The 13,999-nt window shown below is 40.0% G+C and carries 12 protein-coding genes; 2 read left to right on the forward strand and 10 right to left on the reverse strand.

Annotated elements, in window-relative coordinates:
* Positions 1-5: 5 nt before the first annotated feature.
* The 7 genes from BTR25_RS21220 to BTR25_RS21250 form a co-directional block, all read right to left on the reverse strand.
* On the reverse strand, positions 6-995 hold the full coding sequence (locus BTR25_RS21220) for a succinylglutamate desuccinylase/aspartoacylase family protein (protein ID WP_075690026.1): 990 nt from the start codon (positions 993-995) through the stop codon (positions 6-8).
* 29 nt (positions 996-1,024) lie between these two features.
* Positions 1,025-1,939: an oligopeptide ABC transporter permease gene (gene opp4C / locus BTR25_RS21225; RefSeq protein WP_083652497.1), complete on the reverse strand. Its 915-nt coding sequence runs from the start codon at positions 1,937-1,939 to the stop codon at positions 1,025-1,027.
* Positions 1,940-1,943: 4 nt separating this feature from the next.
* Entirely contained in the window at positions 1,944-2,894 is a 951-nt protein-coding gene (locus BTR25_RS21230; RefSeq protein ID WP_075690027.1) for an ABC transporter permease, read from the reverse strand.
* 73 nt (positions 2,895-2,967) lie between these two features.
* Entirely contained in the window at positions 2,968-4,620 is a 1,653-nt protein-coding gene (locus BTR25_RS21235; RefSeq protein WP_075690028.1) for an ABC transporter substrate-binding protein, read from the reverse strand.
* Between the two features lie 11 nt (positions 4,621-4,631).
* A complete protein-coding gene (locus BTR25_RS21240) occupies positions 4,632-6,014 on the reverse strand; it encodes a M20/M25/M40 family metallo-hydrolase (protein WP_083652498.1) in 1,383 nt (460 codons plus the stop codon).
* Positions 6,015-6,330: 316 nt separating this feature from the next.
* Complete coding sequence (locus BTR25_RS21245) at positions 6,331-7,338, reverse strand: succinylglutamate desuccinylase/aspartoacylase family protein (protein WP_075690029.1); 1,008 nt, start codon at positions 7,336-7,338, stop codon at positions 6,331-6,333.
* Positions 7,339-7,397: 59 nt separating this feature from the next.
* Positions 7,398-8,360: a succinylglutamate desuccinylase/aspartoacylase family protein gene (locus tag BTR25_RS21250; RefSeq protein WP_075690030.1), complete on the reverse strand. Its 963-nt coding sequence runs from the start codon at positions 8,358-8,360 to the stop codon at positions 7,398-7,400.
* A gap of 495 nt (positions 8,361-8,855) precedes the next feature.
* Between BTR25_RS21250 and BTR25_RS21255 the strand changes: the two genes are divergently transcribed.
* Complete coding sequence (locus BTR25_RS21255) at positions 8,856-9,239, forward strand: DUF1398 family protein (protein WP_075690031.1); 384 nt, start codon at positions 8,856-8,858, stop codon at positions 9,237-9,239.
* A 379-nt stretch (positions 9,240-9,618) separates the two neighbouring features.
* Positions 9,619-10,164, forward strand: coding sequence for a DUF2179 domain-containing protein (locus BTR25_RS21260; RefSeq protein ID WP_075690032.1), 546 nt, complete (start codon positions 9,619-9,621; stop codon positions 10,162-10,164).
* 121 nt (positions 10,165-10,285) lie between these two features.
* Here BTR25_RS21260 and fdhD read toward each other — a convergent pair whose 3' ends face one another.
* The 3 genes from fdhD to BTR25_RS21275 all read right to left on the reverse strand — a co-directional run bounded on the left by fdhD (position 10,286) and on the right by BTR25_RS21275 (position 13,987).
* Positions 10,286-11,080 (reverse strand): formate dehydrogenase accessory sulfurtransferase FdhD, encoded by a 795-nt coding sequence (gene fdhD, locus BTR25_RS21265; RefSeq protein WP_075690033.1) that lies wholly within the window; start codon positions 11,078-11,080, stop codon positions 10,286-10,288.
* 27 nt (positions 11,081-11,107) lie between these two features.
* Complete coding sequence (locus BTR25_RS21270; protein WP_075690034.1) at positions 11,108-13,465, reverse strand: FdhF/YdeP family oxidoreductase; 2,358 nt, start codon at positions 13,463-13,465, stop codon at positions 11,108-11,110.
* 162 nt (positions 13,466-13,627) lie between these two features.
* Complete coding sequence (locus BTR25_RS21275; RefSeq protein WP_075690061.1) at positions 13,628-13,987, reverse strand: Na-translocating system protein MpsC family protein; 360 nt, start codon at positions 13,985-13,987, stop codon at positions 13,628-13,630.
* Between the last annotated feature and the right edge of the window lie 12 nt (positions 13,988-13,999).

The raw sequence follows: 13,999 nt of genomic DNA on the forward strand, positions 1-13,999 counted from the left end.
AAGTATTATTCTGATATGGTTTCCCGCTTCTCAATGACGATTGATTCCGCTATTAGATCCCCTGCATCACAAGGCCAGTATCCCAGTCGAATTGCTGCAATATACCCATTGTCTGATGGGTTTACGATATCTTCTACTACGTCTCCAAACAGGTTGGTAATTTGTCCAACTAAGTCTCCCTTATTTAGAACGTCTCCTACCTGACACTTAGGTATGAACATACCGCCTTCACGGTTAAACAAGAAGTTCCCATCTTCAATAATTGTATATTGAGCTAACACCGGAGTCTCTCCCTCAATCATTCCGATGGATTTCATAACATTTTCCATTGAAGAGGTATATTCGTGAATATGTTGTTCCGTAACATTTCCACCGCCAACTTCTACCGTTAACGACGGAATTCCTTTGCTCACAATTTGTGCGACCACTGCACCGAGTAGTCCAGCTTCCCCTTTGATTTTCCAAATATATTCAACACCAAGATCTTTACATAATCTTTTCGATTCCTTTGCGGCTTCCGATTGATCATCAACGTAAATGGCATAAAAAGGAACTTCCGCCCCTATCCCGCCACTATGTAAATCTATAAAATAATCAGCTGTATTCCCTATTTCCTCAACAAGTACATGTGCTAATTGATGGCTATACGTATTATTGGGAGACCCCGGGAAAATTCTATTTAAATTTTCTCCATCTAAAGACGATGTCCTGGATTTTGCTCGATAACTAGGAATATTGACAACAGGGAGCGCTACAACCGTCCCCWTTAACGTATCCAGGTTTAATGAATTTACTAGTTTAATAATACTAGCAGAACCACCAAATTCCTCGCCATGAACAGCAGCCTGGAGCCAAAGTGTCGGTCCATCCTTTTTCCCTGCTGCAATCATGACCGGAAGTGAAATTGGGCTTCCATCAGAATAGCTGCCAACCTTAAAATATCCCTTTTGTACCGTACCTTTAACCCCTTCAATTTCTCCCACTTTTACTACCATTCTATCTTCCCCCTCTACGATTATAGTTTTTATGATTTCTGTCTTGGGTCCATTGCATCTCTTAAACCATCGCCAATAAAGTTAATCGAAATAACCGCTAGAATAATACATATACTCGGAAACACCCATAACCAAGGCAGATTGGTTAATACTGTAATCGACTGGGCGTCCATCAACATATTACCCCAACTCGCACCGGGAGGTTGTACTCCCAAACCCAGGAAAGAAAGACCTGCCTCAAGCAGAATTGCATTGGCGATTCCGAACGTACCTGCAACAATGACGGGAGCCAATACATTGGGAATTAACTGGGTGAAAATAATGGAGAGTGGCTTTTCACCAATCGACCGTGCTGCTTCCACAAACTCTTGCTCTCTTAGAGACAAAATCTGCCCCCTCACAATCCTCGCCACTTCAGGCCACATCACAAGTCCTATTACGATGATAATGTTATAAACACTGTTTCCTGCAATGGCAACCATAACAATGACTAAAGGCAGTACAGGGAATGAAATCATTGCATCTGCAAATCGCATAATAACCGTATCGATGATTCCACGAAAGTACCCAGCGATCGCCCCGAGTACAATTCCGATCCCTAAGTACATGGTAACCGCAGCAACTCCAACGGTTAATGAAACTCTTGAAGCATGAATAATCCGACTTAAAACATCCCGTCCTAACGAATCGGTCCCTAGAAGATGTTCTTTGCTGGGAGCTTGTTCAAATGCCGCTGGGTCTATCTTATTCGGTTCATACGGTGCGATAAAATCAGCAAAGATTGCAGTCAAAATAAAGACCATCATGATGCAACATCCAACAACACTCAATTTATGACGTTTAAATTTCGAAAAAACCACTTTCCATTCACTTGTAGACTTTGGCTTTTTCTTCTTCAGAAGAATGGAATCATTCGGTGAGATCGTTCTTTGCGTCTCATTCATACCATCACCTCAACTTTACTTTTGGGTCAACGAAGCTGTACAAAATATCTGCAAGTAAGTTTCCTAGCACAACAAGAAAGGCCGTAATCAGGATCAGCGCCATTAGTACTGGATAATCTCTTGAAAAAACCGAGTCTACCATAAGTTTCCCAACACCTGGCCAAGAAAAAACTTGTTCTGTTATAACTGCACCACTAAATAGCGTAGGAACAGAAAGTCCTATAAGGGTAACAATAGGTATAAGTCCATTACGAAGGGCGTGCACAAAGATAACTTTCCTTTCTTTGGACCCTTTCGATCTTGCCGTTCTGATATAATCTTGTTTTATAATTTCAAGCATACTTGAGCGCATGTACCGGGTATAAACAGCCGCTCCATGCAAGCCTAGAACCGACATCGGCAAAATCAGATGTTTTGCTGTATCCATGATGGATGGTTCAACACCGGGTGTACCCATCATTCCTGTAGGAAACATCCCTAGCTTCACAGCAAATATATAAATAAAGGAAAGACCGAGGAAAAATGTAGGAATAGATACTCCCGCGAGAGTAAAAAAAGTTAAAATATAATCCCATATTGAGTATTGTTTTGTAGCAGACAAAACCCCAATAGGAATAGCAATCATCAAACTTAGAATGAGGGATAGTCCCATCAACAGCATCGTAGCAGGAACCCTCTCTTTAATTAATTCTGTTACAGGGGCACCCTTTGACATCGAATATCCCAGATTACCACCTACAACTTCCTTTAACCAGCTAACATACTGGACAGGAAGGGGATCGTTTAAACCAAGCTGTTCCTTCCTCTTTTCCAGTTCAGCACCCGTAATGGTGGTATCAATCATCATATCAACAGGATTACCCGGCATAAAATTCACCAACAAAAAAGCAATGATACTTATTAGGAATAACAATGGGATAGCCCCAATTATTCTTTTCAGGATAAATACCAACATTTGCGTCCACCAACTTTACTAAATGATAACCTCCATATACCTTTTAGAAAAAAGGCATATGGAGGAAATATCTTTATTCGTTAAAGTTCCATTTATAAATATTCCACTCAATTCCTACTTGATTTGGAACAGCATTTTTTAAGTCCTTACTTACAGCTCCAATGGATTGCTCATAATATAAGTAAATATACGGCAATTCATCAACCGCAATTTCTTGTACTTCGTCGTAAATTTGCTTTCTCTTCTCAGGGTCTGTTTCAACAGCTCCTTGTTCTAGCAATTCATCAACTTTATCAGCTGTGAAGCTAGCTGTATTCCATCCGGTTGGACGTAATTGAGAGGAATGGAAGAATGGATAAATATTAGAATCTGGATCTACCATTCCCGTGGAGGTTCCTAGTAGTGCGATATCTAACTCTTTCTTTTCCATTAGATCCATTAATGTCGGGAAATCCATAAATTCTAATTTAACTTTCATGCCAATCTCCTGCAAATATTGCTGGATAAGTGGTGCTGAACGTTCTCTAATAATATTTCCTTTCGGTACAGATAACTGTATTTCTCTATTAAAGTCCCAGCCAGCTTCTTCAAGTAACTCCTTGGCTAACTCAGGATCAAAACCATAAAAAGGCAATTTATCATTAAACCAAGGTGATTCCTCTGCAATCGGCCCCTTCGCAATTTTCCCTTTACCTTGTAAAAGCTGCTCTACAATCGCATTTCGATCAATTCCATGCATGATTGCTTTTCTCACATTTTTGTCGCTTAAATATGATTTCGTTGTATTCACTGTCATCGTTTGATACGACATCGTATCAAATACAGTCACATTAACATTTGGAAGCTCTTGAATTTTTTTATGGTCTGTGATATTGATTGTCCCGATACCCGTTCGAGTGGTTGCATGTATTTCGCCAGCTTCAAATGCAGCTAAAGCAAGGTCAGGCGTCATAATGCGGAGAATCAATTTCTTAAATTGCGGGGCGCCTAAGAAGTAGTTTTCATTTGCATCGTATTCTACATATTGGTCAGTAGCATATCGCACAAACTTTACAGGACCTGTACCAATTGGGTTTTTAGCAAAATCAGCGGTTGCCATATCTGCCGCATTTACACCTGCAAATGCGTGCTCAGGCAGGATCCAAAGCCCCTTTCCAACTGCCTCAAGGAATGGTGCGTATGGAGAATCAAGCGTAATCTTTATTGTATGTTCATCTACAACCTCAATTCCTGGGACATCCTTAGCCTTCCCTTCTTTATAATCTTTTGCACCTTTTACTAGGCTAAGGCTGACATATCCAGTACCTGTCCATTCGGGATCCATTATCGACTTGAAGGTAAAGGCAACGTCTGAGGCTGTAAACGGTTTACCATCGTGCCATGCAGCCTTCTCATCTAGCTTGAAGGTATAGACCAAACCATCATCTGAAACGGTGTATTCCTTTGCTAACGAAGGGATGAAGTTATATTCAGGGTCATAGTCTAATAGAGTATCAAGTACTAATTCTCCACCTGCGTATTTCCCGTAGTTCCCCTGTGAAAAATATGGATTAAAAGTATCTGGAGCACTCCACATGACGACGCTAACCCTATCTTGCTGCTTGGCTGGTTCCTTTTCATTGTTATTGTTACTATGTTTATTATCAGTTGTAGTTGTGTCATTGGAACATGCCGCTAAAGCCATAAGTAATAGGAATGCTATAATTGAAATCAATGTTTTCTTCATATTTTCCACCTCTAGTATTTGGAATAATGATCTAAGAAAAGCACACAAGATTTTTCTAAATTTTTCATTCCCTCAACCGTTGCATATTCATTTGGACTATGCTGTCTGGATCCATGACCAAGGCCGCCAAAGGCAAAAGGCAAACCAAGCTTCGATTGAAATAAAGAGAAAGGTGCAGAGCCCGCCATAGAAATCCATGGCTCATATTCAAATCCAAGGTCCTCAAAACTTTGCAGCAATGCTTTCATGGCTGGTTCTTCGGTCGAAGTCCTCGCCCAGTTGTATGCATTTACCGCATCCATTTCAATGTTATGAAACCCATGTTTTTCAAAATGATTTTTGACTTGAGCTAAGATTTTTTCAGGTGACATATTTGGTACTAAACGAATATCTAGCTTCGCTTTCGCCTCGTGTGGCAGTAATGTTTTGGTTCCTTCACCATGATGACCGCTCACCAATCCATTAATATTGAGCTCCGGGGAGTAGAAATAACGCTTTAAAAGTTCTTTACCCGTTAAGCCAAATTTGAACTTTTTGACATCATCACGTTTTAAAATGGACTTCTCATCAAAGGTCTTTAGCATTTGGTCGATAATTTCTTCATCACCTGGCCACTGCTCTGCTACATCATCGTAAAATCCTTCTATTAAAACCTTCTCATCCCGATCCTTCAAAGAGGCAAGAGCATGAACAAGGTGCCACGCTGGATTCTCCATCCAAACTGCATTAGATCCATGAATACCCCGGGTCGTCGGAGCTCCCCAATCACCGCCTCTAACCGTAAGTTCTATATGAACAATTCCTTTTGAACCTAAAAACAGTTCAACTTTTCCGTCGGGATCTTGAGAAAAATGAGGGAAGAATACTGCATCACAATTTGAAAATTCATCCTTTAAATCATCAAGTGCTCTTGGAAGATTTACACTTCCCAGCTCCTCTTCACCTTCAAGGCAGAACATAAGGTTTACTGGCAAGCTTCCCTTTATCTTTTTAATAGCTGCAACAGCGTTCATAAATCCAGCCAAAGGACCTTTTTGGTTAGTGATCCCTCTGCTTACAATGGATTCACCGAATTCAGGCAAATCTACTATACTGCCAGAAAAAGGTTCGACCATCCATTCTTCTCCTTCAACCGGTTGTACATCATACATACCGTAAAGAAGAATCGTTTTTTCCTTCCCTTCATCGAGGTGGCCAAAGATAATCGGGTACCCTTCCGTTTCTTTTAAGAATACTCTTTGACATCCCAGCTCCTTAAGCTCGCCCTGCAGCAACTCAACAATCTCCACCATTCCCGTTCCATCACCACTGATACTTGGCTGCGAAACATATTTCTGATATCTTTTTAGATTTTGATTCCAGTTCTCGTCGATAAATTGTAATACGTCTTTCACAGAAACACCTCTTTCAGTTTTCGAAATTTTCAATTTTCGAAGTATATTATTATGTTATTTTAGCTGATTTATCGTTATTTTTAAATTAGAATTTTCAAAAAAATAGTAATTTTCACTTTTATTTTCCGCACCCTACTCCAGATAGTTGATAACCCTATGAAATCAGGAGGCAAAAATCTGCTTCGAGAGGAAAAAGTGTATAATATTTTATCACTTTTATTCTCATACTTGTATAATAACCGTTTAGCCTCCCAGAGGTAAGGAGGCTATGTTTTAGTTTCTTTTTTCCATTAAAAGATAAAATCTATTATTACAATCAAGCAAGTATTGTTTTACTAACCTCATTGCGAGTAATCCTGCTTACAACTGGAATTGCCTCCGCAATCAGCTGACCCGGATGTACTGGCCAATAGCAATGACCAACCGCAGCAATATACGCTTCATCAGTCGGACAATAGAGTTCTTCCGTCACTTCTCCATAAAGATTAATAACTGATCCAATCAGATCTCCTTTATGTACTACATCGCCAACCTGGCAATTTGGAACAAATAATCCTCCTTGTCCGGTAAAAAAGAAGTCTGCACCATTAATGACTGTATACCCCTCCTGAATAGGAGCTTCACCTGGCAACATTTCAAGTGCCTTCATTGCATTCGTAATCGATTCTTTAAAAAGATGCTCATGTTCTTCAGTAACATTACCACCGCCACATTCTACTGTTACAGCAGGGATTCCTTTGCTTACAAGATGGGCCGTTCCAGTACCGGTTACATCTGTCTCTGCTTCAGAGCGCCAGATTACATTTGCTCCCATACGTTCTGCGAGCCATAATGATTTCTTTCCGGCATATTGATCATTTACATCACAAATGACATAGAACGGAACATAGGCTCCGTTACCACCAGAGTGTAAATCAATAACATAGTCGGCAGTCTCCGAAATTGTTTCAATTAATGTGTGAGCCAAGCGTTGGCTATAGGTCCCTTTTGGATCACCAGGGAAAATTCGATTTAAATTCGCACCATCAATCGGCGATGTTCGATAACGGGCTTTAAATGATGGAAGATTCGTAACTGGGACACCAACAAAAGTCCCACGCAGTTCGCTAAGATCTAACTCTTGGAAGAAGCGGATTATTGATGCTGCTCCTCCATACTCATCACCATGCACACATCCTTGCACCCAAATAGTCGGTCCATCCTCTGCACCCGCTGCCACTAGAACCGGCATCTGAAACGGACTTCCATCTGTGTCTGTACTTACCTGCAAGTACCCTTTTGTTTTTTCACCCTTAACGATTTTTGCTGTTCCAACTGTTTTCATCCCCAAAAACCTCCTTTTAATATCCTTAAGTGATATAGTAATATTTGCTGTTTCCGACTTTAACTTGTGTATGTTTCTGCAATTAACTGGCCAGGGTGGGTCGGCCAATAACGGTGTCCAGTAGCTGCTAAATACGCATTGTCCGCTGAACATCTCAATTCCTCTAACACCTCACCATGCAGGTTTATAATGGAACCTATTAAATCTCCTTGATTTAAAATAGATCCAACCTGGACGGCTGGTACGAAAAGTCCCCCAAATCCCGCAAATAGGAAGTCGCCCTCTTTATAAACTGAATATTGTTTTTGAACTGGCGCCTCACCTGAAATCATTTCAAGGGCCTTCATGGCATTTCCGATTGCTTCTTTATATAAATGTTCATGTTCTTCCGTCACATTACCGCCGCCAACCTCAATCGTAACCGCTGGAACACCATTTTTCATGACAGAATCAGTTCCGACTCCACTAGTAGAAGATATACCCTCCACTCGCCATATAACTTCTGCTCCCATCCGTTCGGCAAGCCACATCGATTTCTCCGATGCTTCTGTTTCAGCATATCTGCAAATCAAGAAGTAAGGAACATGTAGCCCAATACCCCCAGAATGTAAATCAAGCATATAATCAGCGTGATCCGTAATGGTTTGCAATAAAGTATGTGCAAGGCGCTGGCTATAGGTCCCTTTTGGATCACCTGGGAAAATACGATTCAAATTGGCGCCATCAATAGGTGATGTTCTATACCTTGCTTTATAGGATGGAAGATTTACTACTGGTACACCTACAAACGTCCCGTGAAGGTCATCCAGGTCCAATTCCTGAAAAAATCTGATGATGGAAGCTGTCCCTCCAAATTCATCTCCATGGATCCCGCCTTGTACCCAAACGGTTGGTCCATCCTGGTTACCAGCAGCGACAAGCAGTGGAATTTGAATGGGCGAGCCATCCGTATCACTACCCACCTGCAAGTACCCCTTCGTTTTTTTTCCAGTTATTACAGGTGCTGTTCCTATTGTTTTCAAAGCATACCCTCCTAATTTTTAGTTTGTTACTTCTATTAAGCTTATAACCTATTTTTATGGTAATTTTCGAGATGTACTGAGTCATATGGAATGATTACCTTATTTATAATCCTATTGCTCCCATCACCCCCTTTAATAAACAGTATTAATTAACTAATATTTAATTATCAATTCAATATTAATTAAAATCCATTTTAAATAAGGTACATTCAATTATTAAGTATTAATTAACTTGTTCCTTCAAAACCTATTAAAGTCTGATTTAAACAACACTATTATTTCTAATATTAAGTATTAATTTATATTTGAATATTTAGATAATTAATATATATTTAATAATAGCCTATTTATTCAGGCCGGGCAATATATTTTGTTAAGTATTATTACAATACTTAACAGAGAACCGTCCCTATGAATGTTTATCCCAAGAGGATATTATTGTTCTGTAGGTTTAAGGTTACAATGTTAAAGTCAATTCTTTATGGAGGAATGATCATGAGTGGTAAACAAATAGAGCAGGCGGTACATKAAGTTATTGAAAGAAGAAGCACTGGAAAGACAAGCTTTGCTGAATTTTTGGAAGAATTATCTGAAATTGGAATTGGTCAATACGATGTTGATGTTTCCACAGGACAAGCCACTTACAAGGGTGAGCACGCAGAGGTAAAAACAGAACCTCAAGTTAACTTTGTGATTTCGAATGACTTTGATGAAAATCAGGCATTACAACTCATTGCAAACATCACTCTTCCGTTTTTAGACTTTCTACGAGAGATGGCTAACGCTGGAATTAAAGCATATAGCGTAAATATTATTGAAAAGAAAGCTATTTACTGGAGTTTAAATGATGAACAAATCGTAGAATCGCTGCACCTATAAAATGTGGTTAACACTCGTAGTTGTTATAGCTGTGCAGTTGAACATTATTTTATCATCTAGCATGTCCTAAAATAAGCCACCAATAGGTGGCTTTATTTTCTAATATCATTACCATTATTACTGGCAGCCTTGTGCTAGTTCAGGTGTATCTGCATATACATTTGCAGCAGTATACGTGGCAGTGCCTGTACGAACAGTTCCATCTTTTTGCACTCTTTTCTTGGTGAATTATATACAAATAGTATTTTAACCTCCGATTTTCTCGCTGAATTTCTAATCTTAAAGTAATTATTCCACTCATGATTTTGTAATGTTTGTTAATGCTAAAAGTAAGATTTGGAAGAATACAGAAAGATCCCCTAAAGAAAGGGCGATACCATTGTCAAGCATCCTATTAATTTTTCTATTGCAAATCATTTTAGTACCAATTTTATCCCTCCGCATTATTTTTGTTGTTAAGAATATGAGTATACCTGCTTCTATCTTTGGATTTATAGAAGCGTTGATTTATGTGTTTGGATTATCAATTGTCCTTAGTGGCGAACAAAGTATTGCTGAGATGCTTGTTTATGCCCTGGGATTTGGAGCTGGTATCTATTTAGGTGGTTATATTGAAAATAAATTAGCTTTAGGCTACACAACCCTCACTGTTAACTTAATGAATAAGAATATGGATCTTGTATCAAATCTTCGTGAAAGTGGGTTCGGAGTAACCATATTCGAAGGAATGGGAAAAGAAAGTGTTCGTTATCAACTTCAAATTTTGACAGAAAGAAATGTGGAGGAAAAACTAATAAATATCATTGAACAATATGAGCCAAATTCATTTATCATCTCCTATGAGCCACGTAAGTTTAAAGGGGGATATCTCTTGAAATCAATGAAAAAGCAATTAAAAAGAAAAGCAAATCATATTGAAAAGTAGCAAGTAAATTTCTTCTGCTTTTTCATACATAAACCTATTAGGGAATCAAAGGGACGGTTCTCCTGCTTCCTTCGTGTAACGAAGGAAGCAGGAGAATCGTCCCCATGTATTTCCATGTATTTTACTCAACGCCCTGAATTCGATCTTGATGGGTATAGACATTAAATCCTTTACCGCGGATAAAGCCAACTGCTGTGATGCCAAGTTCTTCAGCTAAATCGATCGCTAGATTTGTAGGAGCTGATTTTGAAAGAATAATACCAACACTAATCTTAGCCGCTTTTAGTAACACTTCTGATGAAATCCGGCCGCTAAAGGCGATAATCTTATCCTTTAATGGAATGTGATGAATTAAGCAATAGCCATATAATTTATCTAGAGCATTGTGTCGCCCGATATCCGTACGAGAAATCACGATACCATCACTTGTACATAAGGCTGCATTATGAACCCCGCCTGTTTGTTGAAAATGAGAAGAACCGTCTTGCATCTGCTTCATTAGCTCCTGGCATTGTTCTGGTGTTATCGTAAATTTCGTCATAATGGTTTTTGCTGTCTTTACATCATTTTGAAAGTAGAATTGTCTTCCCTTTCCACAGCAGGAACCAATAAAACGTTTCGAGTAGAGATCCTTTTCGACCTTGTGCTTGTTCACAAGGTCGACATAAGCAAATCCTGTTTCTATATCAATGTGAAGAGATTTGATCTCTTTATAGGCACGAATCACACCTTCTGAAGCTAGAAAGCCGACAACTAATTCTTCTAACTCAGAAGGGGTGCATACCATCGTGGCAAATTCTTCTCCATCTAACATAATCGTCAAGGCTGATTCGACTGCAATATCATCTTCTTCCACGATAAAGCTTTGTCCATTATATCTGACAATATTTTGAGAAGTGGTGATTTCCTTTAGCACAGGGCACTGCCCCTTTCCTTAGAAAAATTAACTAACCTCTGTTTCAAGATCCGGAATTGGCTTTTCCACATATTGAGTGTCTTTTCTAGCGTTATAACGATCTGCTTTTTCCACATTCACGGTGATATTGTAATCCGGAATACCTGCAAATTTCTCATAACGGCCGCGAGGTAACAGAAAGTTACCTTCTGGGAAATGAACTTCAATATTACCTGGGGCAATATCGACAAATTTGGCACTGCCTTGGAAGACACCAAATCCGTTGTATACGACAATCCCTTCGCCTTCAGCGATACTTAACTTTTGTCCATCTGTCGGACTCATTAACACGTCATATCGTCCGGCTCCATTTAATGGGTCCACTTCCTTATACACCATAGAGTTAAACTGTTTCCCACGGCGTGATGTGACAATGAATTGCTCTGGTTTTTTATTTAAATCTGGAATATCCACAGGAATTAAGGTTCCTCTTCCATCCGGTGTCGGACAGAACCCGTCTTCACATAACCAAGCACCGCCCCACTGGAAGACATCTCCTTGCTTTTTCAGGTGTTGAATGCCTTCATAATCTGGATTCCCTTTAGCGATTTCCTCACGAATGGCCTGACCGTCTGTAAAGTCTACTAGATGAGCCGTTTCCGGTTTCACCCGTTTTGCCAGATCAATGTAAATCTTCCACTCTGCCCGTGCTTCTTCTATTAGATTTTTGTTACCTGGAATTTCTGGTGAGAAGTATACCATCCGCTCTGTTGATGTACTTGTTCCGCCGCCTTCTTGCTCGTAGCGTGTTTTGGCAGGTAGTACAATAACGGCTTCCTTGGCATCTACTAGAGTAGAAGTGTTTAAAATAATATCTTGATGTACTCGTATTTCAAGCTCGGATAATGCTTTTTCAATAAAGTCAGGCTCTGGCATCGTCTCTAAGAAGTTCCCGCCAGATAGGTAATACAATTTCACTTTACGCTCATGGTCTTCTGGAAGAACGATGTTTTCCAACGTTACCCCAACAATATCACCCTGCCATTTCGGAAGGTCGAAGCCCCATAGCTTTTCAATTCGTTCCACATTTTTGGCATCCCATCCACCGCCAGGCAATACGAATGGGTCAGATCCCATTTCACCGCTGCCTTGAACACTTGAGTGTCCACGGAATGGCATTAGACCTGCATATTTACGGCCTAAGTGACCACGTAAAAGTGCTAGATTGGCAACTTGAGAGATATTGTCTGTTGCGAAAGAGTGCATGGTAAGTCCTAGTGCCCAAGCGTACACAGCATTTTTGCTGTTTGCGAGCAGAACTGCTAATTCAATGATTCGTTCCTTTGTTACACCGGAAGATTCTATGATTTCTTCCCAAGATTGTTCTTGGACCGTTTTCTTCAGCTCGTCATATCCATTTACATGGTCTTTTACAAACTCATGATTGATTGCTGATCCATGTTCATTTTCTTCCATATCAAACCAATGCTTCATTATACCGTGCATGAATGCGATATCACCGCCAATGTTCACTTGATAGAAATCATCAGCAATTTTTGTTCCAAATAATGCTGACTCAGTATTAGAAGGAATCCAGTATTTGTCCATTGCTGGTTCACGGTATGGATTGACCACGATGATTTTTGTCCCTTTTTTCTTTGCTTCCAGCATGTATTTTGAAGATACTGGTGATGCATTTGATGCGACACTTCCCCAGAACAATAATACGTCCGTTCCAATCCAGTCGAGGTAGTTAGAGGTAGATGCTCCTACACCGATTGAACGCTTTAGCGCCGTTTTACTTGGTGCGTGACAAATACGTGATGCATTATCGATATTATTGGTTCCAAGGAAACGTGCGACTTTCCCAGCTACATAATAGCTTTCATTGGTAATCCCGCGGGCTGTTAGATAAAATGCATACTGCTTCGGATCTAACTTTTTCATTTTCACTGCGATGATCTCCATTGCTTCATCCCATGTGAGTCGGGAGAATTTTCGTTCCCCTTTCCGGCGAATCATTGGATACGGGATACGACCTAGCTTGCGAAGCTCGGCGCTGTCGTATTTTCTCAGTTCATCAATATCTCCATGAAGGATTTCAGGCTTGATGGCCGGCATGGTGTTCAGTCTAAGAACGTTCAAACGAGTGGTGCAAATATGTGGTCCATCTAGTGTCTGGTCATGTAGACCAGATACCCCCAGGGCACAGCCGTCACAAACCCCTTTTGTAATGATATTGGTGGCATAGCCGATATTATCTTTATTGTCCCAAGCAATTTTCATCGTATCGCGAATATGCTTTGGTTTTATTTTTCCTAGTCCAAATGGAATGGGGCTTACCCAATGTTTAGGGGCTGGTATTTTTGATTTCTTCTGTGGTCCTGGATGTTGTGTTTTTCCCATTGTTAGTTCCTCCTCTTATTTCCGATTCAAAAAACCGAAATAAAAAACCACCAAGGAGCCCCTAGTCAAAAACAAGGGGGTATTCTCCATGGTGGTTAGTCTTTAACAGGTTCGCTGTCAAGTACCAACGATGTATAGTTGGGTAGAAGTATCGTAAAAATCCTAATCTTTAAACTTTTCCTCAAGGTCTTGGTCAAAAATGAAGATAGACATCCCTGTATCTTCTTCAATATCAATATCTACAAAGACACGAATGAAATTCGCACCTAGAAGTTCTTCCATTTCTTGTGGATGGTTTTTCTTATAGATCTCTTTGACCATTTCGGTACGAGCCGATCGGAGCATTTGTTTTCCGTCTTCTGCTGTCGCAATAAATTTTTCGATTGGGGACAAATTTCCTTCTAGTTCACAGATCGCCCAATTCTTACAAAAAGTTGTCCTTACTTGACTTGGTCCTTTGCCCATATGTCGCTTTCGATAGGCGCGAACAATATTGCTAAATTCTGCTTCATATTTATTCACTATATTCATCTC

Origin of the sequence: Bacillus sp. MRMR6 (assembly GCF_001940785.1) — a bacterium.
Lineage (GTDB): Bacteria > Bacillota > Bacilli > Bacillales > Cytobacillaceae > Neobacillus.